This window comes from Leifsonia sp. Leaf264 (genome assembly GCF_001422325.1).
Lineage (GTDB): Bacteria > Actinomycetota > Actinomycetes > Actinomycetales > Microbacteriaceae > Orlajensenia.
The window spans coordinates 41,051-63,866 of the sequence record NZ_LMMR01000006.1; the positions used below are offsets into that span (position 1 = coordinate 41,051).

33 protein-coding genes are annotated in these 22,816 nt (G+C 65.8%); 1 reads left to right on the forward strand and 32 read right to left on the reverse strand.

Features of this window, described 5'->3' with window-relative positions; translation table 11 throughout:
• Positions 1 to 19 precede the first annotated feature (19 nt).
• The 24 genes from map to ASF30_RS13415 form a co-directional block, all read right to left on the reverse strand.
• A complete protein-coding gene (map, locus tag ASF30_RS13300; protein ID WP_055907419.1) occupies positions 20 to 850 on the reverse strand; it encodes a type I methionyl aminopeptidase in 831 nt (276 codons plus the stop codon).
• Between the two features lie 7 nt (positions 851 to 857).
• Complete coding sequence (locus ASF30_RS13305) at positions 858 to 1,490, reverse strand: adenylate kinase (protein WP_055907421.1); 633 nt, start codon at positions 1,488 to 1,490, stop codon at positions 858 to 860.
• Positions 1,487 to 2,809: a preprotein translocase subunit SecY gene (gene secY / locus ASF30_RS13310; RefSeq protein ID WP_055907423.1), complete on the reverse strand. Its 1,323-nt coding sequence runs from the start codon at positions 2,807 to 2,809 to the stop codon at positions 1,487 to 1,489. Before secY ends, ASF30_RS13305 begins: the two co-directional genes overlap by 4 nt.
• A gap of 109 nt (positions 2,810 to 2,918) precedes the next feature.
• Positions 2,919 to 3,614, reverse strand: a complete 696-nt coding sequence (gene rplO, locus ASF30_RS23370; RefSeq protein ID WP_082467801.1) for a 50S ribosomal protein L15 — start codon at positions 3,612 to 3,614, stop codon at positions 2,919 to 2,921.
• Positions 3,614 to 3,796, reverse strand: a complete 183-nt coding sequence (gene rpmD / locus ASF30_RS13320; RefSeq protein ID WP_183060650.1) for a 50S ribosomal protein L30 — start codon at positions 3,794 to 3,796, stop codon at positions 3,614 to 3,616. Before rpmD ends, rplO begins: the two co-directional genes overlap by 1 nt.
• Positions 3,796 to 4,464: a 30S ribosomal protein S5 gene (gene rpsE, locus ASF30_RS13325; RefSeq protein WP_268765481.1), complete on the reverse strand. Its 669-nt coding sequence runs from the start codon at positions 4,462 to 4,464 to the stop codon at positions 3,796 to 3,798. Before rpsE ends, rpmD begins: the two co-directional genes overlap by 1 nt.
• Positions 4,465 to 4,493: 29 nt before the next feature.
• Positions 4,494 to 4,865 (reverse strand): 50S ribosomal protein L18, encoded by a 372-nt coding sequence (rplR, locus tag ASF30_RS13330; RefSeq protein WP_055821334.1) that lies wholly within the window; start codon positions 4,863 to 4,865, stop codon positions 4,494 to 4,496.
• A gap of 2 nt (positions 4,866 to 4,867) precedes the next feature.
• On the reverse strand, positions 4,868 to 5,404 hold the full coding sequence (gene rplF, locus ASF30_RS13335) for a 50S ribosomal protein L6 (protein ID WP_055907426.1): 537 nt from the start codon (positions 5,402 to 5,404) through the stop codon (positions 4,868 to 4,870).
• A gap of 6 nt (positions 5,405 to 5,410) precedes the next feature.
• Positions 5,411 to 5,809, reverse strand: a complete 399-nt coding sequence (rpsH, locus tag ASF30_RS13340) for a 30S ribosomal protein S8 (protein WP_055821339.1) — start codon at positions 5,807 to 5,809, stop codon at positions 5,411 to 5,413.
• Between the two features lie 148 nt (positions 5,810 to 5,957).
• Positions 5,958 to 6,545, reverse strand: coding sequence for a 50S ribosomal protein L5 (rplE, locus tag ASF30_RS13345; RefSeq protein ID WP_055907429.1), 588 nt, complete (start codon positions 6,543 to 6,545; stop codon positions 5,958 to 5,960).
• Positions 6,545 to 6,904 carry a 50S ribosomal protein L24 gene (rplX, locus tag ASF30_RS13350; RefSeq protein ID WP_055907432.1) on the reverse strand — a complete coding sequence of 120 codons (360 nt, stop codon included), beginning with the start codon at positions 6,902 to 6,904 and terminating at the stop codon, positions 6,545 to 6,547. Before rplX ends, rplE begins: the two co-directional genes overlap by 1 nt.
• 3 nt (positions 6,905 to 6,907) lie before the next feature.
• On the reverse strand, positions 6,908 to 7,276 hold the full coding sequence (gene rplN / locus ASF30_RS13355; protein WP_055821349.1) for a 50S ribosomal protein L14: 369 nt from the start codon (positions 7,274 to 7,276) through the stop codon (positions 6,908 to 6,910).
• A gap of 32 nt (positions 7,277 to 7,308) precedes the next feature.
• Positions 7,309 to 7,617 carry a 30S ribosomal protein S17 gene (gene rpsQ / locus ASF30_RS13360; RefSeq protein WP_055907435.1) on the reverse strand — a complete coding sequence of 103 codons (309 nt, stop codon included), beginning with the start codon at positions 7,615 to 7,617 and terminating at the stop codon, positions 7,309 to 7,311.
• A gap of 2 nt (positions 7,618 to 7,619) precedes the next feature.
• Positions 7,620 to 7,943 (reverse strand): 50S ribosomal protein L29, encoded by a 324-nt coding sequence (gene rpmC, locus ASF30_RS23375; protein WP_055907438.1) that lies wholly within the window; start codon positions 7,941 to 7,943, stop codon positions 7,620 to 7,622.
• Positions 7,943 to 8,362 (reverse strand): 50S ribosomal protein L16, encoded by a 420-nt coding sequence (gene rplP, locus ASF30_RS13370; RefSeq protein WP_055907441.1) that lies wholly within the window; start codon positions 8,360 to 8,362, stop codon positions 7,943 to 7,945. Before rplP ends, rpmC begins: the two co-directional genes overlap by 1 nt.
• A complete protein-coding gene (gene rpsC, locus ASF30_RS13375) occupies positions 8,362 to 9,120 on the reverse strand; it encodes a 30S ribosomal protein S3 (RefSeq protein WP_055907445.1) in 759 nt (252 codons plus the stop codon). Before rpsC ends, rplP begins: the two co-directional genes overlap by 1 nt.
• Positions 9,120 to 9,485: a 50S ribosomal protein L22 gene (rplV, locus tag ASF30_RS13380; RefSeq protein WP_082467805.1), complete on the reverse strand. Its 366-nt coding sequence runs from the start codon at positions 9,483 to 9,485 to the stop codon at positions 9,120 to 9,122. The genes rpsC and rplV overlap by 1 nt, the downstream gene beginning before the upstream one ends.
• Positions 9,486 to 9,511: 26 nt before the next feature.
• The gene (rpsS, locus tag ASF30_RS13385) at positions 9,512 to 9,793 is read right to left on the reverse strand and encodes a 30S ribosomal protein S19 (protein ID WP_055821365.1); all 282 of its coding nucleotides are present in this window, start codon (positions 9,791 to 9,793) and stop codon (positions 9,512 to 9,514) included.
• Positions 9,794 to 9,805: 12 nt separating this feature from the next.
• A complete protein-coding gene (gene rplB, locus ASF30_RS13390) occupies positions 9,806 to 10,645 on the reverse strand; it encodes a 50S ribosomal protein L2 (protein ID WP_055907448.1) in 840 nt (279 codons plus the stop codon).
• Between the two features lie 17 nt (positions 10,646 to 10,662).
• Positions 10,663 to 10,965: a 50S ribosomal protein L23 gene (rplW, locus tag ASF30_RS13395; RefSeq protein WP_055821369.1), complete on the reverse strand. Its 303-nt coding sequence runs from the start codon at positions 10,963 to 10,965 to the stop codon at positions 10,663 to 10,665.
• Positions 10,962 to 11,621 carry a 50S ribosomal protein L4 gene (gene rplD / locus ASF30_RS13400; protein WP_055907451.1) on the reverse strand — a complete coding sequence of 220 codons (660 nt, stop codon included), beginning with the start codon at positions 11,619 to 11,621 and terminating at the stop codon, positions 10,962 to 10,964. Before rplD ends, rplW begins: the two co-directional genes overlap by 4 nt.
• Before the next feature lie 4 nt (positions 11,622 to 11,625).
• Positions 11,626 to 12,282, reverse strand: coding sequence for a 50S ribosomal protein L3 (gene rplC, locus ASF30_RS13405; RefSeq protein WP_055907454.1), 657 nt, complete (start codon positions 12,280 to 12,282; stop codon positions 11,626 to 11,628).
• A gap of 10 nt (positions 12,283 to 12,292) precedes the next feature.
• Complete coding sequence (gene rpsJ / locus ASF30_RS13410; protein WP_055821380.1) at positions 12,293 to 12,601, reverse strand: 30S ribosomal protein S10; 309 nt, start codon at positions 12,599 to 12,601, stop codon at positions 12,293 to 12,295.
• A gap of 438 nt (positions 12,602 to 13,039) precedes the next feature.
• Complete coding sequence (locus ASF30_RS13415) at positions 13,040 to 13,762, reverse strand: YoaK family protein (protein WP_055907457.1); 723 nt, start codon at positions 13,760 to 13,762, stop codon at positions 13,040 to 13,042.
• Between the two features lie 40 nt (positions 13,763 to 13,802).
• Here ASF30_RS13415 and ASF30_RS13420 point away from each other — a divergent pair, with 40 nt between their 5' ends.
• Entirely contained in the window at positions 13,803 to 14,258 is a 456-nt protein-coding gene (locus tag ASF30_RS13420) for an OsmC family protein (protein WP_055907459.1), read from the forward strand.
• Positions 14,259 to 14,285: 27 nt separating this feature from the next.
• On the opposite strand, the gene ASF30_RS13425 is transcribed toward ASF30_RS13420, so the two are convergent.
• From ASF30_RS13425 to ASF30_RS13460, 8 genes are all read right to left on the reverse strand, one after another.
• Positions 14,286 to 15,500: an acyltransferase family protein gene (locus ASF30_RS13425; protein ID WP_055907462.1), complete on the reverse strand. Its 1,215-nt coding sequence runs from the start codon at positions 15,498 to 15,500 to the stop codon at positions 14,286 to 14,288.
• A 139-nt stretch (positions 15,501 to 15,639) separates the two neighbouring features.
• Positions 15,640 to 16,833 carry an elongation factor Tu gene (gene tuf, locus ASF30_RS13430; protein ID WP_055907465.1) on the reverse strand — a complete coding sequence of 398 codons (1,194 nt, stop codon included), beginning with the start codon at positions 16,831 to 16,833 and terminating at the stop codon, positions 15,640 to 15,642.
• Between the two features lie 173 nt (positions 16,834 to 17,006).
• Positions 17,007 to 19,121 carry an elongation factor G gene (fusA, locus tag ASF30_RS13435; protein WP_055907468.1) on the reverse strand — a complete coding sequence of 705 codons (2,115 nt, stop codon included), beginning with the start codon at positions 19,119 to 19,121 and terminating at the stop codon, positions 17,007 to 17,009.
• Positions 19,122 to 19,199: 78 nt separating this feature from the next.
• Entirely contained in the window at positions 19,200 to 19,670 is a 471-nt protein-coding gene (gene rpsG, locus ASF30_RS13440; protein WP_055821398.1) for a 30S ribosomal protein S7, read from the reverse strand.
• A complete protein-coding gene (rpsL, locus tag ASF30_RS13445; RefSeq protein WP_055821401.1) occupies positions 19,670 to 20,044 on the reverse strand; it encodes a 30S ribosomal protein S12 in 375 nt (124 codons plus the stop codon). The genes rpsG and rpsL overlap by 1 nt, the downstream gene beginning before the upstream one ends.
• A gap of 335 nt (positions 20,045 to 20,379) precedes the next feature.
• Positions 20,380 to 21,030, reverse strand: a complete 651-nt coding sequence (locus ASF30_RS13450; RefSeq protein ID WP_055907471.1) for a hypothetical protein — start codon at positions 21,028 to 21,030, stop codon at positions 20,380 to 20,382.
• Positions 21,031 to 21,102: 72 nt separating this feature from the next.
• On the reverse strand, positions 21,103 to 21,612 hold the full coding sequence (locus ASF30_RS13455; protein ID WP_055907474.1) for a DUF6121 family protein: 510 nt from the start codon (positions 21,610 to 21,612) through the stop codon (positions 21,103 to 21,105).
• Between the two features lie 177 nt (positions 21,613 to 21,789).
• On the reverse strand, positions 21,790 to 22,770 hold the full coding sequence (locus ASF30_RS13460; RefSeq protein ID WP_055907478.1) for a CvpA family protein: 981 nt from the start codon (positions 22,768 to 22,770) through the stop codon (positions 21,790 to 21,792).
• Between the last annotated feature and the right edge of the window lie 46 nt (positions 22,771 to 22,816).

Consider the following 22,816-nt stretch of genomic DNA (forward strand, 5'->3'; position numbering starts at 1 on the left):
GGGCTCAGCGGGCGGGGTCTTACGCGATCGGGACCGGAACCACTCCGAGCGGCGCGAGGCCGGCTGCTCCGCCGTCCTCTGCGGTGAGCACCCAGATGCCGCCGGCGTGCACAGCGATGCTGTGCTCCCAGTGGGCGGCGTCGAGGCCGTCCTCCGTTGTGACGGTCCAGTCGTCGTCCTGCACGATGGTGTCGATCGATCCCTCGACGATCATCGGCTCGATCGCCACGACGAGGCCCGGCTTCACGTCGGGTCCCTTCTGCCGCACCCTGTAGTTGAAGACCGGCGGGTCCTCGTGCATCGTCCGGCCGATGCCGTGCCCGACGTAGTCGGTCAGGATGCCGTAGTCACCCTGCGACTCGACGTACGCCTGCACGGCGTCGCCGACCTCGTTGAGGTGCTTCGCCCGCGACAGGGCCGCGATGCCGTGCCAGAGCGACTGCTCGGTGACATCGGAGAGGCGGGTCCGTGATGCGACGAGTTCGGCATTGGCCGCATCCGGAACCACGACGGTGAAGGCCGAATCGCCGTTCCAGCCCGCGATCTCGGCTCCGGCGTCCACCGAGACGATGTCGCCGGGGGCGATCGGAATCGTGCTGGGGATGCCGTGCACGACGTCGGCGTTGACCGAGACGCAGAGCGTGTGGGAGTACCCCGGCACGAGTTGGAAGTTCGGGATGCCGCCGCCGTCGCGGATGGTCCGCTCGGCAATGGCATCGAGCTCGAGGGGCGTGATCCCGGGCCGGATCGCTCGCCGGACCGCGGACAGGGCGGCGGCCGTGAGCAGGCCGGGGGCCTGCATCGACCGAAGCTCGGCCGGCGACTTGTAGATCGAGCGGCGGAAACCCATGATCGGGTTAGTTCGCCACCGCGGAGTCGAGCTCCCCGATGCCGAATGCAGCAAGCGCGAGGGCGACGCGGTCGCCCACCTCGTCGGGAGAGCCCAGACCGTCGACGTCGATCAGGAGCCCGCGGTCGCGGTAGATGTCCACCAGCGGAGCGGTCTCACGGATGTAGACCTCCTGGCGGTGCCGGATCGCCTCTTCCGAATCGTCGACGCGACCCTGCTCGGCCGCACGCTTGGTGAGGCGGGCGACGATCTCCTCCTGGTCCGCGACGAGGCGGATGACGGCCTCCAGCGGACGTCCCTGCTCGCCGAGCAGGTTGTCGAGGTAGCCGACCTGGTCGACCGTGCGCGGGTAGCCATCGAGCAGGAAGCCGTTGCGGGCGTCCTCCTCGGCCAGGCGGGCCGTGACGATCTCGTTGGTCAGCTCATCGGGAACGTAGTCCCCGGCATCCACGATCTCCTTGACCCGAACGCCCAGAGGCGTCTGGTTCTTGATGTGGTACCGGAAGATGTCGCCGGTCGACACATCGGGGATCCCGAACGTCTCGCCGATGCGCTTCGCCTGGGTTCCCTTGCCGGCGCCCGGAGGGCCGACGATCAGGAGTCGTGCGCCGCGGACCTGGTTGGCCGTGGCCGCCGTCATCGCAGCAGGCCCTCGTAGTGGCGCTGCTGCAGCTGCGAGTCGATCTGCTTGACCGTCTCGAGACCGACGCCGACGATGATGAGCACGGATGCTCCACCGAACGGGAAGTTCTGGTCGGCACCGAAGGCGCTGAACGCGATCAGTGGCAGCAGGGCGATCGCACCGAGGTAGAACGCACCGGGAAGGGTGATGCGCGTCAGCACGAAGTCGAGGTACTCGGCCGTCGGACGACCAGCACGGATGCCGGGGATGAACCCGCCGTACTTCTTCATGTTGTCGGCGACCTCTTCGGGGTTGAAGGTGATCGCGACGTAGAAGTACGTGAACCCGACGATGAGGAGGAAGTACAGCAGCATGTAGAGCGGGTGGTCGCCCTTGGTGAGGTAGTTCGTGATCCAGATCACCCAGGGCTGGGCGGTCTCGCCTGCGGCCGGCTGGTTGAACTGCGCGATCAACGCGGGCAGGTACAGCAGCGAGGAGGCGAAGATCACGGGCACGACGCCGGCCATGTTGACCTTGATCGGGATGTAGGTGTTGTTGCCGCCGTAGGTGCGCCTGCCGACCATCCGCTTGGCGTATTGCACGGGGATGCGCCGCTGCGACTGTTCGACGAACACCACCGCCAGGACGACGAGCAGGCTGACCAGCAGCACGAGGGCGAACACGTTGAAGCCCTTGGCCTGGAGGATCGAGCCGAGCGAGCCCGGGAAGCGGGCGGCGATCGACGTGAAGATGAGCAGTGACATGCCGTTGCCGATGCCGCGCTCGGTGATGAGCTCGCCCATCCACATGATGAGGCCGGTACCGGCGGTCATGGTGATGACCATCAGCATGATGGCGTACCAGGCGTCGTTCGTGATGAGCTGCGTGCACTCGGGGCTGGCCGAGGTGCCGAACAGCGCGCCGGAGCGAGCCACGGTGATGAGGGTGGTCGACTGCAGCACGCCCAGCGCGATGGTGAGGTAGCGCGTGTACTGCGTCAGCTTGGCCTGACCGGCCTGGCCCTCCTTGTAGAGGGTCTCGAAGTGAGGGATGACCACGCGCAGCAGCTGCACGATGATCGACGCCGTGATGTACGGCATGATGCCCAGCGCGAAGACGGAGAGCTGGAGCAGCGCGCCACCGCTGAACAGATTCACGAGCTCGTAGAGGCCGCTGGTGCCCTGGTTGGCTGCGAGGCAGGCCTGCACGTTGCCGAAATCGACGAACGGCGCGGGAATGAACGATCCCAGGCGGAAGAGGGCGACGATGCCCAGAGTGAACCCGATCTTTCGACGAAGGTCGGGCGTGCGGAAGATCCGCGCGATGGCGCTAAACACAAAGCCTCCTGGTGTGGTGTGAAGTCAGCCTACCTGCGAATCGAGCCTGCCGAGACCGCCCCGTGAAGAGGGCTGATCGCGACAGGCTCGATTCAGACAGATGCAGGTATTACTTGACCGACCCGCCGGCGGCGACGATCTTCTGCTCAGCGGAGCCAGAGACCTTGTCGACCGTGACGTTCAGCTTGACAGCGATGTCACCGCTGCCGAGAACCTTGACCTTCTCGTTCTTGCGAACGGCGCCCTTGGCCACCAGGTCGGTGACGGTGACGTCGCCGCCCTTCGGGTAGAGCTCGGCGAGCTTCTCCAGGTTGACGACCTGGTACTCGACGCGGAAGGGGTTCTTGAAGCCGCGCAGCTTGGGGGTGCGCATGTGGAGGGGCATCTGGCCACCCTCGAATCCGATGCGCACGGTGTAGCGCGCCTTCGTACCCTTGGTACCGCGACCAGCGGTCTTACCCTTGGAGCCCTCACCGCGACCCACGCGGGTCTTGGCCTTCTTGGCTCCCGGAGCGGGACGAAGGTGGTGCACCTTCAGGACCTGCTCGCGTGCCTCGGCCGGCTCGGCCTTGGCCTTGGGCTTCGCAGTGGCGGCCGGAGCCTTCTCTGCAGCAGCCTTGGAGGCGGCGGCCTTGGGAGCCGCAGCCTTCTTGGCGGGTGCCTTCTCGGCGGGAGCCTTGTCGGCGGCAGCCTTGGGGGCTGCAGCCTTCTTGGCGGGTGCCTTCGCAGCGGCAGCCTTGGGAGCTGCAGCCTTCTTGGCAGGAGCCTTGACGGCGTCCTTCTCGGTTTCCTTGGCTTCAGCCATTAGTCGATCTCCTCAACCTTCACCAGGTGAGCGACGGTCTTGACGTAGCCACGGTTCTGAGGAGTGTCCTCACGAACGACGGACTGACCGATGCGCTTGAGTCCCAGGCTGCGAAGCGTGTCGCGCTGGTACTGCTTTTCACTAACTTTGGACTTGATCTGCGTGACCTTGAGCTGGGCCATCAGGCACCTGCCTTCACTGCTGCGGCAGCCTCGGCAGCCTGCGCCTCTGCACGGAGCAGACGGGCCGGAGCGACCTGGTCGTAGTCGAGGCCACGACGGGCGGCGACCGCACGCGGCTCTTCGAGCTGCTTGAGGGCCTCGACGGTGGCGTGCACGATGTTGATCGTGTTCGACGAACCGAGCGACTTGCTCAGCACGTCGTGGATGCCGGCGCACTCGAGAACGGCGCGGACGGGGCCACCGGCGATAACACCGGTACCGGCACCGGCCGGACGCAGGAGGACGACACCGGCTGCTGCCTCACCCTGCACGGGGTGCGGGATGGTGCTGCCGACGCGGGGGACGCGGAAGAAGTTCTTCTTCGCCTCCTCGACGCCCTTCGAGATGGCGGTCGGGACCTCGCGGGCCTTGCCGTAGCCGACGCCGACGAGTCCGTTGCCGTCACCGACGACGACGAGGGCGGTGAAGCTGAAGCGACGTCCACCCTTGACGACCTTGGACACACGGTTGATGGTCACGACGCGCTCGAGGAACTGGCTCTTCTCGGCGTCGCGGCTTCCGCGGTCACGGTTCGGGTTGCGCTCACGGCCACCACGGCGAGCCTCACGAGGCTCTGCCTGTGCGGTCTCCGTCGATGCAGCGGTTTCCACCGGTGCCTCTGCGGTCACTTCTTGCTCCTTGTTGGGGGTGTTCTCGCTCACAGGTTGAGCCCTGCCTCTCGCGCTCCATCGGCGATAGCAGCGACGCGACCCGCGTACTTGCTTCCACCACGGTCGAATACGACGGCCTCGACACCGGCAGCCTTGGCGCGCTCGGCGACGAGCTCGCCGACCTTGCGGGCCTTGGCGGTCTTGTCACCGTCGAACGTACGGAGGTCCGCCTCCATGGTCGATGCCGACGCGAGGGTGAAGCCCTTGCTGTCGTCGACGACCTGGACGAAGACGTGACGCGCGGAGCGGGTCACGACGAGACGCGGACGCAGCTCGGAGCCGACGACCTTCTTGCGCAGACGGGTGTGACGGCGCGAACGCGCAGCCGACTTGCTCTTGCCTCTTGTTCCAAGAGCCATGATTACTTACCAGCCTTTCCGGCCTTACGGCGAACGACCTCACCGGCATAGCGGATGCCCTTGCCCTTGTAGGGCTCCGGCTTCTTGATCTTGCGGATGTTCGCAGCGGTCTCACCGACGGCCTGCTTGTCGATACCCGCGACGGTGATCTTGTTGTTGCCCTCGACGGTCAACGTGATGCCGGCAGGGGCCTCGACGGTGACGGGGTGCGAGAAGCCGAGCGCCAGCTCGAGAGCGGCACCCTTCTGTGCGACGCGGTAACCGGTACCGACGATCTCGAGTCCCTTGGAGTAGCCCGCGGTGACGCCGATGATCTGGTTGTTGATGAGGGTACGAGTGAGTCCGTGGAGCGAACGCGATGCGCGCTCGTCGTCGGGACGGGTGACGAGAACCTGGTTCTCCTCGACCTTGGCCTCGATCGGGGCGGCGACGGTGAGCGCGAGCTCGCCCTTCGGGCCCTTGACCGAGACGTCCTGGCCGTCGATCGTCACTGTGACGCCGGCGGGGATGTCAATGGGAAGTCGACCGATACGTGACATGTCGGATTACCACACGTAGGCGAGGACTTCTCCGCCTACGCCCTTCTTCTCAGCCTGACGGTCGGTGAGCAGACCGCTGGAGGTGGACAGGATGGCAACGCCGAGGCCGCCGAGCACCTTGGGGATCTCGGTGGACTTCGCGTACACGCGGAGGCCGGGCTTGGAAACGCGCTTGATGCCGGCGATGGACCGCTCGCGGTTCGGGCCGAACTTGAGGTTCAGGGTGAGCGTCTGACCAACGCGGGCGTCGGCGACGTCGAAGCCGGCGATGTAACCCTCGCGCTGGAGGATCTCGGCAATGTGAGACTTGAGCTTGGAGTGCGGCATCGACACTGTGTCGTGGTGTGCCGAGTTCGCGTTGCGCAGTCTGGTCAGCATGTCTGCGACCGGATCTGTCATCGTCATGTGATGTTTTTCCTTCTATTCACCAGGTTTCGAGCATCCGTTACACGGAAGTCGACCTGTGGTGTTGGGGGCCCGGCGACTGCCTGACCCCGGTATTCCGATCGGCCCGCCTTCCGCCCGAAGGCGGAAGGCGAACCAACCGAACAGTCTACTGCTGGTTCTCGGCCGTCTTGAACGGGAAGCCGAGCTGCTTGAGCAGCGCGCGGCCCTCGTCGTCGGTCTTGGCAGTCGTCACGATCGTGATGTCCATGCCGCGAACGCGGTCGATCTTGTCCTGGTCGATCTCGTGGAAGACGCTCTGCTCCTGGAGACCGAAGGTGTAGTTTCCGGTTCCGTCGAACTGCTTGTCCGAGAGGCCGCGGAAGTCGCGGATACGGGGCAGTGCGAGCGAGAGCAGGCGGTCGAGGAACTCCCACATGCGGTCGCCGCGAAGCGTGACGTGGGCGCCGATGGGCTGTCCCTCGCGGAGCTTGAACTGGGCGATCGACTTGCGGGCCTTCGTGACCTGCGGCTTCTGGCCGGTGATCTTGGTGAGGTCTGCGACCGCACCATCGATGACCTTGCCATCACGAGCGGCCTCGCCGACACCCATGTTCACGACGATCTTCACCAGACCGGGAACCTGGTGCACGTTCGTGTACCCGTTCTCCTTGGTGAGCTCGGCCGCGATCTCGGTGCGGTAGCGCTGCTTGAGGCGGGGCTGGATTTTGCCAGTTCCCACGGCAGTTTCAGTCATTACAGGTCCTTACCTGACTTCTTGGCGTAGCGAATGCGGACCGTCTTGGTGACGCCGTCCTTCGTTACTTCTTCCGTACGGAAGCCGACGCGGGTCGGCTTCTTGGTCTCGGGGTCGACGATCGCGACGTTCGACACGTGGATCGGAGCCTCGTGCGTCTCGATGCCACCGGTCTTCGTGCCACGCTGCGTCTGGCCGACGCGCACGTGCTTGGTCACGAAGTTGATGCCCTCGACGATGACGCGGTTCTTCTCGACCTGCACCTCGATGACCTTGCCCTGCTTGCCGCGATCTCCGCCGCGAGCCTGGCTGCGTCCCGAGATGACCTGGACGAGGTCACCCTTCTTGATGTTCGCCATGATTTAGATGACCTCCGGCGCCAGCGAGATGATCTTCATGAACTTCTTGTCGCGAAGCTCGCGACCGACCGGTCCGAAGATGCGGGTACCACGGGGGTCTCCGTCATTCTTCAAGATCACTGCAGCGTTCTCATCGAACTTGATGTACGACCCGTCGGCGCGACGGGTGTTCTTCTTGGTGCGGACGATGACAGCCTTGACGACGTCACCCTTCTTCACGTTTCCGCCGGGGATTGCGTCCTTCACCGTGGCGACGATGACGTCACCGAGTCCGGCGTAGCGACGCTTGGATCCACCGAGAACGCGGATGGTGAGCAGCTCCTTGGCGCCGGTGTTGTCGGCGACCTTGAGGCGTGATTCCTGCTGAAGCACTTCTAACTCCTTCTATCAAGCAAGCCCGAGGCTTACTTGGCCTTCTCGAGGATCTCGACCAGGCGCCAGCGCTTTGAGGCGCTGAGGGGACGGGTCTCGCTGATGAGGACGAGGTCGCCGATGCCGGCCGTGTTGAGCTCGTCGTGCGCCTTCACCTTGGAGGTGCGGCGGATGACCTTGCCGTACAGCGGGTGCTTCACGCGGTCCTCGACCTCGACGACGATGGTCTTCTCCATCTTGTCGCTCGTGACGTAGCCACGACGGGTCTTGCGGTAGCCGCGAACGAGCTCAGCCGTCTCGGCGACCTCGACCGCAGCTGCGGCCTTCTTGGTCTCAGCCATGACTAGGCCTCCTTCGTCTCTGCAGCCTCGGTGACCTCTTCGGTCGCCTTGGCCTTCTTGGCGCTCTTCTTCTCAGCCTTGGCGGGAACCTCGACCGGTGCGGGAGTGGCACGGATGCCGAGCTCCCGCTCACGGATGACCGTGTAGATGCGAGCAATGTCGCGCTTGACGGCACGCAGGCGGCCGTGGCTCTCGAGCTGGCCGGTGGCCGACTGGAAGCGCAGGTTGAACAGCTCTTCCTTGCTCTTCTTCAGCTCTTCTACGAGACGCTCGTCGTCATAGGTGTCGAGCTCGACTGAGGCGAGCTCCTTGGATCCGATCGCCATTATGCGTCGCCCTCCTCGCGCTTGATGATGCGTGCCTTGAGAGGCAGCTTGTGGATTGCACGGGTCATGGCCTCACGAGCGAGTTCCTCGGAGACGCCGGAGACCTCGAAGAGGACTCGACCCGGCTTGACGTTCGCGACCCACCACTCGGGCGAACCCTTACCGGAACCCATGCGGGTCTCGGCAGGCTTCTTGGTGAGCGGACGGTCGGGGTAGATGTTGATCCACACCTTTCCACCACGCTTGATGTGACGCGTCATCGCGATACGAGCGGACTCGATCTGACGGTTGGTCACGTAGGCGGGGGTCAGGGCCTGGATACCGAACTCACCGAAGGTGACCTTGGTACCACCGGTGGCCTGGCCGGAACGGCCGGGGTGGTGCTGCTTGCGGTGCTTGACTCGACGGGGAATCAACATTATGCCGACGCTCCTTCCGCGACCGGTGCCTCGGCGCGCGGGGCACGGCGGGGACGGTCGTCACGACGCTCGGGGCGCGACGACTTCTGGTTCGCCTGCTCGCGAGCGAGTTCCTTGTTGGTGATGTCGCCCTTGTAGATCCAGACCTTCACGCCGATGCGGCCGAAGGTGGTCTTCGCCTCGTAGAAGCCGTAGTCGATGTTCGCGCGGAGCGTGTGCAGCGGCACACGGCCTTCGCGGTAGAACTCCGAACGGCTCATCTCGGCGCCGCCGAGGCGGCCGGAGACCTGGATGCGGACACCCTTGACGGACGGGGTGCGCTGGGCGCCCTGCAGGCCCTTGCGCATCGCGCGGCGGAAGGCCACACGTGCGGAGAGCTGCTCGGCGATGCCCTGCGCGACCAGCTGAGCGTCGGACTCGGGGTTCTTGACCTCGAGGATGTTCAGCTGGATCTGCTTGGCGGTGAGCTTCTCGAGGTCGGCGCGGATGCGCTCGGCCTCTGCTCCACGCCGGCCGATGACGATGCCCGGGCGAGCGGTGTGGATGTCCACACGCACTCGGTCGCGAGTGCGCTCGATCTCGATGCGCGAGACTCCCGCGCGGTCGAGCGAGGTCTGCAGCAGACGACGGATCTTGATGTCCTCAGCGATGTAGTCGCTGTAGCGCTGACCCGGCTTGGTCGAGTCGGAGAACCAACGCGACACGTGGTCGGTCGTGATTCCCAGACGAAAACCGTAGGGGTTTACCTTCTGACCCATTACTTCGTACCCTCCTCAGGAGTGGCGAGCACAACAGTGATGTGGCTGGTGCGCTTCAAAATCTGGAATGCACGGCCCTGGGCACGCGGCTGGAAACGCTTGAGGGTTGCGCCCTCGTCGACGAATGCCTTGGCGATGTACAGGTCCTGCTCGTCCAGGTAGGTGTTCGAGGCGTCGGCCTTGACTCGCGCATTCGCGATTGCCGAGGCAACCAGCTTGTACACGGGCTCACTTGCACCCTGCGGGGCGAACTTCAGGATGGCGAGTGCCTCCTGAGCCTGCTTTCCGCGGATGAGGTTGACGACGCGACGAGCCTTCTGGGGGGTGACGCGGATGTGTCGCACGCGTGCGATCGACTCCACCATTTCTTCTCCTCCTTCACGTCGCCGCGTTAGCGGCGACGGCCCTTCTTGTCGTCCTTCACGTGTCCACGGAAGGTGCGGGTGGGCGCGAACTCGCCGAGCTTGTGCCCGACCATGGTCTCGGTGACGAACACCGGGATGTGCTTGCGACCGTCGTGCACCGCGATGGTGTGACCCAGCATGGCCGGGATGATCATCGAGCGGCGCGACCAGGTCTTGATCACGTTCTTGCTGTTGGCCTCGTTGGCCGAGATCACCTTGCGAAGCAGGTGGTCATCGACGAAGGGGCCCTTCTTGAGACTGCGTGGCATCTTCTACAACTCCTACTTACGCTTCTTGCCGACGTTGCGTCGACGGACAATGAGCTGGTCGCTGGGAAGGTTTCGCTTGCGCGTGCGGCCTTCCTTCTGTCCCCAGGGGCTGACCGGGTGACGTCCACCGGAGGTCTTACCCTCACCACCACCGTGCGGGTGGTCGACCGGGTTCATGGCCACACCACGCACGGTCGGGCGAACGCCCTTCCAGCGCATACGGCCGGCCTTTCCCCAGTTGATGTTCGACTGCTCGGCGTTGCCGACCTCGCCGATCGTGGCGCGGCAGCGCGCATCCACGTTGCGGATCTCGCCCGAGGGGAGACGCAGCTGGGCGTAGGGGCCATCCTTGGCGACGAGACGCACGGATGCGCCCGCCGAACGGGCCATCTTCGCGCCGCCACCGGGACGGAGCTCGATGGCGTGGATGACGGTACCCGTCGGGATGTTCTTCAGCGGGAGGTTGTTGCCCGGCTTGATGTCAGCGCTGGCGCCCGACTCGATCATGTCGCCCTGGGCGAGCTTGTTCGGAGCCAGGATGTAGCGCTTGGTGCCGTCTGCGAAGTGCAACAGCGCGATACGGGCGGTGCGGTTGGGGTCGTACTCGATGTGAGCGACCTTGGCCGGCACGCCGTCCTTGTCGTTGCGCTTGAAGTCGATCACGCGGTACTGGCGCTTGTGGCCACCACCGATGTGACGGGTCGTGATGCGACCCTGGTTGTTACGTCCACCGGTCTTGGGCAGCGGACGAAGCAGCGACTTCTCGGGGGTCGAGCGGGTGATCTCTGCGAAGTCCGCAACAGACGAACCGCGGCGACCCGGCGTCGTGGGCTTGTACTTACGAATAGCCATAGTTATTCCTCTGCTCCCTAGCCGACAGCCGTGAAGATGTCGATGGAACCGGACTTGAGCGTGACGATGGCACGCTTGGTGTCCTTGCGCTTGCCCATACCGAACTTGGTGCGGCGGGTCTTGCCAACACGGTTGAGCGTGTTGATCGAAGCGACCTGGACGTTGAAGATCTTCTCGATGGCGAGCTTGATCTCGGTCTTGTTCGAGCGCGGGTCCACGATGAACGTGTACTTGCCCTCGTCGATCAGGCCGTAGCTCTTCTCCGAGACGACCGGCGAGATGATGACATCGCGCGGGTCCTTGTTGTGGGCGGCGCTCATGCGGAGACCTCAACCTTCTTGGTCTTGGCTGCGATGAACGAGTCCAGAGCAGCCTTGGTGAAGACGATGTCGTCGGAGACGAGGACGTCGTAGGCGTTCAGCTGGTCGGCCGTGAGGGTGTGCACGGTCGGGATGTTGCGCACGGCCTTGAGAGCCTGCTCGTCGCCGCGCGAGAGCACGATGAGAACGTGCTTCGAGGTGGCGATCTGGTCGAGCAGTGCGATGACGGCCTTGGTCTTCGGGGTCTCACCGATGGTGAGCGACTCGACGACGTGCACGCGGGCTCCGCGAGCGCGGTCCGAGAGGGCACCGAGCAGGGCTGCGGCGATCATCTTCTTGGGGGTGCGCTGCGAGTAGTCGCGGGGGGTCGGTCCGTGGACGATTCCACCACCGGTCATCTGAGGGGCGCGGATCGAGCCCTGACGAGCGCGACCGGTTCCCTTCTGCTTGAACGGCTTGCGGCCGGCGCCGGAGACCTCGCCACGGCTCTTCACCTTGTGGGTGCCCTGACGGGCAGCTGCGAGCTGCGCCACGACGACCTGGTGGATGAGCGGGACGTTGGTCTGCACGTCGAAGAGCTCAGCGGGGAGCTCGACGGTGCCGGACTTCTTTCCAGTCACGTCGACGACGTCGACGGTGTTGGTAGCTGTAGCCATGTGGTTACGCCCCCTTCACTGCGGTGCGGACGAAAACGAGGCGGCCACGAGCGCCGGGAACGGCGCCCTTGACCAGGATGAGGCCCTTCTCGGCGTCGATCGCCTGAACCTTGAGGTTCATGACGGTCACGCGCTCGGCACCCATACGGCCGGCCATGCGCATGCCCTTGAAGACACGGCTGGGGGTCGAGGAGGCGCCGATGGAGCCCGGCTTGCGGTGGTTGCGGTGCGAACCGTGCGAAGCGGAGACACCCTTGAAGTTGTGGCGCTTCATGACACCGGCGGTGCCCTTACCCTTGCTCGTGCCGACGACGTCGACGAGCTGTCCGGCCTCGAACACACCGTCAGCGGTGAGCTCCTGGCCGAGGGTGTAGTCGGCGGCGTCAGCGGTACGCACCTCGGTGAGGTGCCGACGCGGGGTGACTCCGGCCTTGTCGAAGTGACCGGCGGCGGGCTTGTTCACCTTGCGCGGGTCGATCTGGCCCGCGGCGATCTGCACGGCGCTGTAGCCGTCGACCTCTGCGGTACGAATCTGGGTCACGACGTTCGGCGAAACCTCGATGACGGTGACGGGGATGAGCTTGTTGTTCTCGTCCCACACCTGGGTCATGCCAAGCTTCGTGCCGAGCAGACCCTTGCTGGTCTTGTTAGCAGTAGACATGGTCGTTCCCTTAGAGCTTGATCTCGATGTTGACATCGGCCGGAAGGTCGAGGCGCATCAGCGAGTCGACAGCCTTGGGCGTCGGGTCGATGATGTCGATGAGGCGCTTGTGGGTGCGCATCTCGAAGTGCTCGCGGCTGTCCTTGTACTTGTGGGGGGAACGGATCACGCAGATCACGTTCTTCTCCGTCGGAAGCGGCACGGGGCCGACGACGGTTGCACCAGCACGGGTGACCGTGTCGACGATCTTGCGCGCCGAGGTGTCGATGACCTCGTGGTCGTATGACTTCAGTCGAATGCGGATCTTCTGTCCCGCCATGTCGAACTCTCTCTCTGTCAAGGCGTCTTACATCCCGGCTCTCTCGAGCCGGCTGCATTGGACGCCGTCGTAGCACTACGTATGTCGCACCACTGTTTATCTGTCAATCGGCCGCCGACCGGGCCTGTCCACACAACCGGATGGCGCTCATCCGATGATGTCGACAGACCCGACCTGCGAGCCTGTCACCGACTCTCATCCTCCGGCCTGGACCGGAAGTGGCACAGAGATAGACCCTGCGCAGTGATAGTCGATTAAGTCCGTCCTGCTGCCCGCGGCCTAACCTGATCCCGGAGGGAGGTTATGCACTGCCTGGCAGTGATTCGAAGACGCGTGAACACGCAGTCGTCCGAAATGCTGAACTAGTCGAGTTTGCCACACTGGAAGCCATGCTGCAAGCCCGGGCGTGTCGCGCCCCGGTGACTCCCAGCTTCGGCGTCATTCCGGGGCGCGCAGGGCGTCGGCGGCCGCGATCTCACGGGTGCGCGCGACGTGCAGAAGGGCGACGGCGACGAGCATCAGAACGGCCGCACCGAGGAGCGCCGGCGCTCCCCCGGTGAGCCGGATGAGCAACGCTCCCGATGCGCCCCCGAGCCCCATCGCCAGCACGGCACCGAGGCGACGGCGCCACTTGTCGCCGGTGCCACCGGCCAGACGGCTGTCGATGGCCAGGTTCGCGAGTGTCGAGGTGACCACGATCGTGGTGACGTCGGTGATGCCGGTCGCCCGCACGCTGGCGGCCTGTGCGCCCATCACCACGGCGAGCAGTCCGGTGACAGCGAGCAGGAGGGCGCCTCCGAGGGTCTGCGCGGTCAGCCAGACGATGCCGAGCACGAGGGCGAGGATGGCCGATCCGAGGAGCACGACGATGTTCGCCGTCGGCAGGCGACTGGCATGCACCCGGCCCCGCACGATGCGCGCGCAGAGCAGCGCTCCGATCAGGAAGCCGATGAGCGCGACGGCGTTGTTGAGCAGCGGGGTGGTGCCCGTGCCGGCCAGTCCGAACCCGATGAAGAGCACGTTCCCGGTCATGTTGCCGGTGAAGACCCTGTCGAGGGCGAGGTAGCTGACGGCGTCGACGACGCCCGTCGAGAAGGTCAGGAGTTGCAGGGCCGGCAGGAACGCGGCGTCGAAGCGTCGCTGAGTGGCCGCATCCGTCATACGCTCAACGGTACAGACAGATCGACGGTGGGGATGGCGCATGACGAACGACAGGATTCCGACCGGGGTGCGCGTGGCGCCGGGCAGCGTCTCGGCCACCCGGGTGGGCGCTCGCACCTTCGAGGGCAGGAACGACCGCGGCGCGACAGTGTTGATCGGCCCGGCGGCCGTGGACGGCGCCTTCACGCCCGGTGAGCTGCTGAAGGCCGCCCTGGCCGGATGCGCCGGCATGAGCGCCGACACCGTGATCGCGCGTCGCCTCGGCGACGACTTCACGGCGACCTACTGGGCGCACGGGACGTCTGACGAGGCGGAGAACCGGTACAAGGCCATCGACGAGGAGATCGTGATCGACGGCCTCGACGAGATGAGCGTCGAGGACCGCGCCAGGCTCATCAGCCTCATCGAGCGCTCCATCGAGAAGTCCTGCACCGTCGCGCGCAGCGTCGGGAGCGCCATCGACCTGTCGACGACGATCAACGGCACCGAGGTCTGAGCACCACGCCCACGGCCGCACTGGGTGTCACGGAGCGCCGCTGCGGCAGGCGAGGTGCTCGGCCTCCTCGGTGAGGGCGTCAGCGGCGAGGGCCGAGCCTCCGACGAGTGCGACGGCCATGGCTGCGGCGCCGGCGATGATGGTGCGGGTGCGGAGCCGGTGGCTGGCCGTCCCGAAGCGGATCGGGTCCTCGATCAAGCACGTCGTGCCCCAGGCGAGCAGCACCGAGATGGCCAGCAGGAGCAGCATCACCGGGTTCTCACTGGGCCGGCCGGTGATGTAGGGCGTCAACAGCACGACGGGCCAGTGCCACAGGTAGAGCGCGTAGGAGATGCCGCCGACCCACAGCACTGGTGCCAGCGACACCAGCCGGCTGGTCGACCAGCCGACGGCGGGAGTGCCTGCCCAGATGACAGCAGCGGTCCCGAGCACGGGCATCAGCACCGCCAGCCCGGGGAACGCGTCGATGTCAGTCGCGACGTAGACGGATGCCACGATCAGGGCGAGCCCGAACCAGGATGCTGCAGCACGGAGCCGGTCACGCCCCACCGCCAGTGGCGCACAGGCGAGCAGTCCGCCGACCCCGAACTCCCACGCACGGCTGAGGGTGGAGAAGTAGGCGAGGTTGTTGTCAATGCTCACGAGCAGGATGGACGAGGCGAAGGAGAGTGCGGTGACCGTCGCGAGCAGGATGACGACCACGCACATCCTGGGGCGGACGAGACGGGCTGCGATCCAGACCCCGGCGAGGATGACGAGCGGCCAGAGCAGGTAGAACTGCTCCTCGACCGAGAGCGACCAGTAGTGCTGCACGGGCGTCGACTCGAGGGCCGCCGTCGCCGCCTGCTGCGAGTCGACCGCCTGCGTCCAGTTCTCGATGAACAGCGTGCTCGCCAGGATCTCGCGGAACCAGCGTGCGGCCTCCGCCGGCGGCACGACGATGGCCGTCGTCACGGCTGTGACGGCGAGCACCAGGAGAGCGGAGGGCAGGATGCGGCGTACACGACGCCCGTAGAAGCGCGCGAAGCGGATGCGTCCGTTCTGGGCGGCATCCCGCAGCAGGATGCCCGTGATGAGGAAGCCAGACACGACGAAGAAGACGTCGACGCCGACATAACCGGCGGGGGCGAGAGCGGGCCAGAAGTGGTAGAGCACCACGACACCGACGGCCAGGGCGCGGAGGGCCTGGATCTCCGGGCGCGCAGGACGACGGTCGGAGGGGACCGCCGATTCGCGCTGCATCCCGCCACGGTAACCATGAACCCCCATGCGAACGCAAGGATCGTGGGCCGACTCTCACCCAATCGTCACCAGCGCGACGCATGCGAAAAGGGGGCCGAGCCCGAAGGCCCGACCCCCTTTTCAGGAGTAACGAGAGTTACTACTTGATGATGCTGGTGACCGTACCGGCACCCACGGTGCGTCCACCCTCACGGATGGCGAAGCCGAGGCCCTCTTCCATGGCGATCGGCTGGATCAGCGCGACCGTCATGTCTGTGGTGTCGCCGGGCATGACCATCTCGGTGCCCTCGGGCAGCGTGATGACGCCGGTGACGTCGGTGGTGCGGAAGTAGAACTGCGGACGGTAGTTCGCGTAGAACGGGTTGTGACGCCCACCCTCATCCTTGGACAGGATGTACGCGGTGCCCTCGAAGTCGGTGTGCGGCGTGACCGAACCCGGCTTGACGACGACCTGGCCGCGCTCGACATCCTCGCGCTTGGTGCCGCGGAGGAGCAGACCACAGTTCTCGCCGGCCCATGCCTCGTCGAGCTGCTTGTGGAACATCTCGATACCAGTGACCGTGGTCTTCTGCGTCGGGCGGATGCCGACGATCTCGACCTCGGAGTTGATCTTGAGGGTTCCACGCTCGGCGCGGCCGGTGACGACGGTGCCACGACCGGTGATCGTGAAGACGTCCTCGACGGGCATGAGGAACGGCTTGTCCTTGTCGCGGATCGGGTCCGGAACGGACTCGTCGACGGCGTCCATGAGGTCGAGGATCGACTGGACCCACTTCTCGTCACCCTCGAGAGCCTTGAGGCCCGAGACCTGGACGACGGGGGCGTTGTCGCCATCGAAGCCCTGGCTGGAGAGCAGCTCGCGAACCTCGAGCTCGACGAGCTCCAGGATCTCCTCGTCGTCGACCATGTCGGACTTGTTCAGCGCGACGAGCAGGTAGGGAACGCCGACCTGCTTGGCGAGCAGCACGTGCTCACGCGTCTGAGCCATCGGGCCGTCGGTGGCGGCGACCACGAGGATCGCGCCGTCCATCTGTGCAGCACCGGTGATCATGTTCTTGATGTAGTCGGCGTGACCGGGAGCGTCGACGTGCGCGTAGTGGCGCTTCGGCGTCTCGTACTCGACGTGCGAGATGTTGATCGTGATGCCGCGCTGGCGCTCCTCGGGAGCGGAGTCGATCGACGCGAAGTCGCGCTGCACGTTGGTGGCAGACGGGAACTTGTCCGCGAGCACCTTCGAGATAGCGGCGGTGAGCGTGGTCTTGCCGTGGTCGACGTGACCGATCGTTCCGATGTTGACGTGCGGCTTGGTCCGCTCGAACTTGGCCTTAGCCACTGTGGGTCCTCCTCAGGACTCGTGTAGAAGCGCCGGGCGCTGGATTGCACTCGGTTTCTACGGGGGTTTGTGTTGTCATGTTACTTCATCAACCGGGGCGTGAACCGGGGGAGCTGGGCTCCCCCGGCGCCGACATTGCTGTCAGTGCTCCAGCGCGGTGAACGCAGGTGGTGTTACTCGCCCTTGTTCTTCTGGACGATCTCGTCGGCGACTGCCTTCGGGACCTCCGAGTAGCTGTCGAACGTCATCGAGTACACGGCGCGGCCCGAGGTCTTCGAGCGCAGGTCGCCGATGTATCCGAACATCTCCGACAGGGGGACGTTGGCGCGAATGACCTTCACACCACTGGCGTCCTCCATGGACTGGATCTGACCGCGGCGCGAGTTCAGGTCACCGATGACGTCACCCATGTATTCCTCAGGGGTGCGCACCTCGACGGCCATGAGCGGCTCGAGCAGAACCGGGTTCGCCTTCCGAGCGGCTTCCTTGAAGCCCATCGAGCCGGCGATCTTGAACGCCATCTCCGAGGAGTCGACGTCGTGTGCGGCGCCGTCAAGCAGGCTTGCCTTGACGCCGACCATCGGGTATCCGGCCAGGATGCCGTACTGCATGGCGTCCTGGAATCCGGCGTCCACCGAAGGAATGTACTCACGGGGAACGCGTCCACCGGTGGTCTTGTTCTCGAACAGGTAGGTCTGCTCGGCCGTGACCTCGAGGGGCTCCAGCGCGAACTGGATCTTGGCGAACTGGCCCGATCCACCCGTCTGCTTCTTGTGGGTGTAGTCGTGACGCTCGACGGTCTTCTTGATCGTCTCGCGGTAGGCGACCTGGGGCTTGCCCACGTTGGCCTCGACGTTGAACTCGCGCTTCATGCGGTCGACCAGGATGTCGAGGTGCAGCTCACCCATTCCCTTGATGACCGTCTGACCGGTCTCCTGGTTCTGCTCGGTGCGGAAGGTCGGGTCCTCCTCGGCGAGCTTCTGGATCGCAGTGCCGAGCTTCTCCTGGTCGGCCTTGGTCTTCGGCTCGATGGCGACCTCGATGACGGGCTCGGGGAAGGTCATCGACTCGAGCACGACCTGGTGGTCGGGGTCGCACAGGGTGTCACCCGTGGTCGTGTCCTTGAGGCCGATGACGGCGTAGATGTTGCCGGCGGTCACCGAGTCGACGGGGATCTCCTTGTTGGCGTGCATCTGGAAGATCTTGCCGATGCGCTCCTTCTTGCCCTTGGTCGAGTTGATGACCTGGGCGCCGGAGTCGAGACGACCCGAGTAGACGCGCACGTAAGTGAGGCGACCGAAGAACGGGTGCACGGCGACCTTGAAGGCCAGGGCCGTGAACGGCTCGGCGGCATCCGCGTGACGCATGACGACCTTCTCCTCGTCGCGAGCGTCGTGCGCCTCGATGGCGGGGACGTCGAGGGGCGAGGGGAGGAAGTCGATGACGGCGTCGAGCATGGGCTGCACGCCGCGGTTCTTGAACGCGGAACCGCAGAGGACCGGGTAGATCTCCGAGTTGACGGTGAGCTTGCGGATCGCGGCCTTGATCTCGGCGACGGTCAGCTCCTCGCCACCGAAGTACTTCTCCATGAGGTCATCGCTGGTCTCGGCGACGGTCTCGAGGAGGAGGGTGCGGTACTCGGCAGCCTTCTCGACGAGGTCGGCGGGGATCTCCTCGATGGCGTACTTGGCGCCCATCTGGACGTCACCCTTGGCGTCTCCACGCCAGGTGAGTGCGCGCATCTCGATGAGGTCGACGACGCCCTCGAAGTTCGACTCGGAGCCGATCGGGAGCTGCAGCACCAGCGGCTTGGCGCCGAGGCGCTTCACGATGGTGTCGACGGTGAAGTAGAAGTCGGCGCCGAGCTTGTCCATCTTGTTGACGAAGCAGATGCGCGGGACGTTGTACTTGTCGGCCTGACGCCAGACGGTCTCGGACTGGGGCTCGACGCCCTCCTTGCCGTCGAAGACGGCGACGGCGCCATCGAGCACGCGGAGCGAACGCTCCACCTCGACGGTGAAGTCGACGTGTCCAGGGGTGTCGATGATGTTGATCTGGTTCTTGTTCCAGTAGCAGGTCACGGCGGCGGACGTGATCGTGATGCCGCGCTCCTTCTCCTGCTCCATCCAGTCGGTCGTCGAGGCGCCGTCGTGGGTCTCGCCGATCTTGTGGTTGACGCCCGTGTAGAACAGGATGCGCTCAGTTGTCGTCGTCTTGCCGGCATCGATGTGGGCCATGATGCCGATGTTGCGGACCTTGCTCAGGTCGGTGAGCACGTCTTGTGCCACGGGGAGTCCTCCGAAAAAAGTTGTTGGGGTGAAGATGGGCGGATGCCGCGACGGTGAGCCGCGGCATCCGCCTGCCGACTACCAGCGGTAGTGGGCGAATGCCTTGTTCGACTCGGCCATCTTGTGAGTGTCCTCACGACGCTTCACAGCGGCACCGAGGCCGTTGGACGCGTCGAGGATCTCGTTGGTGAGGCGCTCGGTCATGGTCTTCTCGCGGCGAGCCTTGGCGTAGCTGGTGAGCCAGCGCAGCGCCAGGGTGTTCGCACGGTGAGGCTTGACCTCGACGGGCACCTGGTAGGTGGAGCCACCGACGCGACGCGACCGGACCTCGAGGGTCGGGCGCACGTTGTCGAGTGCCTTCTTCAGGGTGACGACAGCGTCCTGGCCGTTCTTGGCCGAGACACCCTCGAGAGCGTCGTACACGATGCGCTCAGCGATGGCCTTCTTGCCATCCTTGAGGATCTTGTTGACGAGCTGGCTGACGATCGGGGCGCCGTAGACGGGGTCTGCGACGACGGGGCGCTTGGGCGCGGGTCCTTTACGAGGCATTACTTCTTGTCCATCTTCGCTCCGTAGCGGCTACGCGCTTGCTTACGGTTCTTGACCGCCTGGGTGTCGAGTGCGCCGCGAACGATCTTGTAGCGCACACCGGGGAGGTCCTTCACACGACCGCCGCGCACGAGCACCATCGAGTGCTCCTGCAGGTTGTGACCCTCGCCGGGAATGTAGGCCGTGACCTCGGTTCCGTTGGAGAGCTTCACACGGGCGACCTTGCGGAGAGCCGAGTTCGGCTTCTTCGGCGTCGTCGTGTAGACGCGCGTGCAGACGCCGCGCTGCTGGGGGTTGGCCTTCAGGGCGGGAGCCTTGGTCTTCGAGACCTTCGGCGTGCGCCCCTTACGGACCAACTGCTGAATGGTTGGCACTATTTCTCCTTGTTGTGCTGCACGGTGACAGCTTGATGATTTGTTTCACATCACGACCCACCGGCATCGCAGACGAGCGACGCCTTTTGTATGGTGGGTATGCCGTGGGGGCAGCCCGTTCAGGGCTCCCTTCCCGCGTGGCCCTCGTCGCCCGTTCTCCGACCCGGCCGAAGCCGTGGCATGGAACGAGCGCGCACAGGAGCGCACACCCTCCCCACTCTACCGCCCGGCGCACAGCCGGTCAAACGAGGGCCGACCTCTCACGGCGTCCGTTCAGACAGCGTGGATGCGGGGCTCACCATGAATGCAACGCGCGGGGCGGCATCCGCATTCCGTCAGAGGCCGGGCCAGAGCGGGGAGTCGAGTTCCCGGTCGAGGTCGGCCAGGAGCTGCGCGATCTGCGGCTCGACGATGTCGCCGACGGCCTTCTCGATGCGGTCGCGATGCTGCACGAGTTCGACGCACACGCGACGACCGATCTGCTTGGCGTACTGGTCGGCGAGCTTGACCTCGGCGCGGATCGCCTCCTTCTCGGGCTCCGACAGCGGCTCGGGCGGAGGCGGAGCCTGCTCGGCCGCGGTCTGGCTGGCGAGCTCGCCGAGGGTGAAGAGGTAGGGCTGGCCCGGTTCCGGCTCCGGGTCGAGCTCGAGGCCGGCGACCTCGGGAGGCAGCCCCTCCCCCGGACGATACGGACGGTGCGCCTTGCGCTCCTCCGACAGCCGGATCTCACGGCGCAGCAACGGCAGGTTGCGGTCGGTGTAGTCGTCGACGGCGGAGTCGATGATGAGCTTCATGCGCATGGAGAGCGCGTGCTGCACGGCGTGCGGAACGTCGGTGGACAGGCCGGCCGCGGCGATGATCGGAGAGCCGAAGCAGCGGCGACAGAGTCGTGTGCGTGAGCGATGGGTGCCGGGGCGCCATTTTGGCAACCACCGGAGCCAGTTGTCGACTTCGTGGCTCACACGGGCTTCGATCGAGCCTTCCACGACTCTCACCGTACCGTTCGGCGTGTGATTCCGGGGAGATTGGGCGCAACTCGCTGACGCGGGCGGGCTGCGTCAGTTGGCGCCGGGCTTCTCCCAAGGCCAGAGCGGACGCAGACCGCCGTGCAGTTGGCGGAGCAGTACGAGCAGGTAGAGCACGGCCGTCACGACGGCGAGCAGGAACACGACGAGGGTGAACAGGCGCAGGATGTGATGGCCGAGGAACAGCACCGCGTCCACCGCGTCGCCCGTCGTGGCGGAGTAGGCGAGGGCGCCGGCGAGCAGGTAGGCGGCGGTGGTGGCCACGCCCGTGGCGAGGATCGCCCACAGCGAGATGAAGCGCGAGGTCGCATCGACGCGGATGCCGACGACGATGAGGGCGCAGAACAGGACGACCGCCGCAGCAGCGACCATGAGCGGTCCGACCAGGGGGCCGGCATCCGTCTCGTCGATGACGGCGACATCTGTGATGAGGCTCGCGAACCCGAAGGCGCAGACGACAGCCGCGAGGAACGCCGCCAGCGCGAACACCGCGAGAGTGAGCACGATGCGGCGCGGGGCCTGCTGCGATGCGGGGACGGACATGCTTTCAGGCTACGCGGGGTGGGAGCGGCATCCGCGGCTCGAAGCGGTGGCTGCATGCGTTCGGTGGTCGCCGAGAACGGAGAAAACCGCGGGTGCCAGTGAGTCGGCACCCGCGGTTTCTGCGGTTTCGGTGGATGGCACCCGCGCGAGCTGCGTTCTCGCGGGGTCCTTCGGGGGCTAGCGGCTGAGGGTCGGGCCCTCGGCGAGAACGCGGTCGTACTCCTGGCGGGCGGCGACATTGCGCTCGGAGACCTTGCGGCCGCGCGCGGAGATCCAGGCGCCGAACCAGATGGGGACCTCGCGGGCGATGACGGCGGCGCCGATCGCGAGCGGGTCGAACCAGCGGTTGGCGAGGAAGGCGACCGACTCGTCGTAGGTGAGGTTCCACGCCCCGACCGTCAGCAGCGAGGCGCCGATGTAGGAGAAGTAGACCAGAACTGCGCCGAAGAACGCACCGAGCACCCACGACCACCAGCCCGAACGGTTGATGATGGCCGACAGCAGGGCGAAGGCGAGGAAGAAGGCGATGATCGGCACGTAGAACACCGGGCGGACGGCGAAGTCCTGGAACGCCTGGGCGGCCCCGTCCCCGGTGAACACGCCTGCGGTGATGAGCGCGACGATCGAGTAGAGCAGTGCGAACACGGCTGTGGCGATGAGACCGACGAGGATGCCGAAGCCACGGTTGCCCTTGTCGACCGGCGGCGTGGGCGCCTGGACGTAGATGGGAGTGGCTGGCGCCGGGTAGGCGTCGTTCGGGTACTCCGCAGCCGGGGGCTCGGCGATGACGGGCTCGGCTGCGACGGCGGTGGCGCCGGCAGCGGCAGGGGCCGCGATCGTCGACGGGGAGACGTAGGGCTCGGGTTCGGCCGCGGAGTCGTAGTCGATGGGCTCCTCAGCGGGAGCGGCATCCGGAACAGTGTCGACGGCCGGAGCGACATAAGCGGCGGCGGGTTCGGGCGCCGGCGGCTCGATGAGGGGCTCTGGCTCGACGACAGGCTCGGCCGCGGGCTCGGCCACCGGTGCTGCCGGGGTGTCGATGACCGTCGTGGCACCGGTCGGGGCGTCGACGGGTGCGTCGGCGACGTGGTTCGCCCCTGTGGTGGGCGCGGCCTCGGTCGTGGGCTCCTCAGCCCCGTTCGGCTCCGTCGTGCTCATCTGGCGTACTCCTCCCGCGCCCAGCGGGCGCCCGTCGTTGCTCACA

Coding starts and splice junctions, on each gene's coding strand:
- rplF (WP_055907426.1), bottom strand. CDS start 5,404: ATGTCACGTATCGGTCGACTTCCCATTGACATCCCCGCCGGCGTCACA.
- rplW (WP_055821369.1), bottom strand. CDS start 10,965: ATGAGCGCCGCCCACAACAAGGACCCGCGCGATGTCATCATCTCGCCG.
- rplO (WP_082467801.1), bottom strand. CDS start 3,614: ATGGCTGAAGCCAAGGAAACCGAGAAGGACGCCGTCAAGGCTCCTGCC.
- ASF30_RS13460 (WP_055907478.1), bottom strand. CDS start 22,770: ATGAGCACGACGGAGCCGAACGGGGCTGAGGAGCCCACGACCGAGGCC.
- rpsH (WP_055821339.1), bottom strand. CDS start 5,809: ATGACGATGACAGATCCGGTCGCAGACATGCTGACCAGACTGCGCAAC.
- ASF30_RS13305 (WP_055907421.1), bottom strand. CDS start 1,490: ATGACGGCGGCCACGGCCAACCAGGTCCGCGGCGCACGACTCCTGATC.
- rplC (WP_055907454.1), bottom strand. CDS start 12,282: ATGTCTACTGCTAACAAGACCAGCAAGGGTCTGCTCGGCACGAAGCTT.
- rplB (WP_055907448.1), bottom strand. CDS start 10,645: ATGGCTATTCGTAAGTACAAGCCCACGACGCCGGGTCGCCGCGGTTCG.
- rpmC (WP_055907438.1), bottom strand. CDS start 7,943: ATGGCGATCGGATCCAAGGAGCTCGCCTCAGTCGAGCTCGACACCTAT.
- rpsG (WP_055821398.1), bottom strand. CDS start 19,670: ATGCCTCGTAAAGGACCCGCGCCCAAGCGCCCCGTCGTCGCAGACCCC.
- rpsS (WP_055821365.1), bottom strand. CDS start 9,793: ATGCCACGCAGTCTCAAGAAGGGCCCCTTCGTCGATGACCACCTGCTT.
- rpmD (WP_183060650.1), bottom strand. CDS start 3,796: ATGGCCCAGCTCAAGGTCACGCAGATCAAGTCCAAAGTTAGTGAAAAG.
- rplX (WP_055907432.1), bottom strand. CDS start 6,904: ATGGCGAACATCAAGAAGGGTGACCTCGTCCAGGTCATCTCGGGACGC.
- ASF30_RS13425 (WP_055907462.1), bottom strand. CDS start 15,500: ATGCAGCGCGAATCGGCGGTCCCCTCCGACCGTCGTCCTGCGCGCCCG.
- ASF30_RS13455 (WP_055907474.1), bottom strand. CDS start 21,612: ATGTCCGTCCCCGCATCGCAGCAGGCCCCGCGCCGCATCGTGCTCACT.
- rpsQ (WP_055907435.1), bottom strand. CDS start 7,617: ATGGCTGAGACCAAGAAGGCCGCAGCTGCGGTCGAGGTCGCCGAGACG.
- rplR (WP_055821334.1), bottom strand. CDS start 4,865: ATGGCTCTTGGAACAAGAGGCAAGAGCAAGTCGGCTGCGCGTTCGCGC.
- ASF30_RS13420 (WP_055907459.1), top strand. CDS start 13,803: ATGACGAACGACAGGATTCCGACCGGGGTGCGCGTGGCGCCGGGCAGC.
- rplD (WP_055907451.1), bottom strand. CDS start 11,621: ATGGCTACAGCTACCAACACCGTCGACGTCGTCGACGTGACTGGAAAG.
- ASF30_RS13415 (WP_055907457.1), bottom strand. CDS start 13,762: ATGACGGATGCGGCCACTCAGCGACGCTTCGACGCCGCGTTCCTGCCG.
- rpsC (WP_055907445.1), bottom strand. CDS start 9,120: ATGGGTCAGAAGGTAAACCCCTACGGTTTTCGTCTGGGAATCACGACC.
- map (WP_055907419.1), bottom strand. CDS start 850: ATGGGTTTCCGCCGCTCGATCTACAAGTCGCCGGCCGAGCTTCGGTCG.
- rplV (WP_082467805.1), bottom strand. CDS start 9,485: ATGGTGGAGTCGATCGCACGCGTGCGACACATCCGCGTCACCCCCCAG.
- rpsJ (WP_055821380.1), bottom strand. CDS start 12,601: ATGGCGGGACAGAAGATCCGCATTCGACTGAAGTCATACGACCACGAG.
- rplP (WP_055907441.1), bottom strand. CDS start 8,362: ATGTTGATTCCCCGTCGAGTCAAGCACCGCAAGCAGCACCACCCCGGC.
- rplE (WP_055907429.1), bottom strand. CDS start 6,545: ATGACTGAAACTGCCGTGGGAACTGGCAAAATCCAGCCCCGCCTCAAG.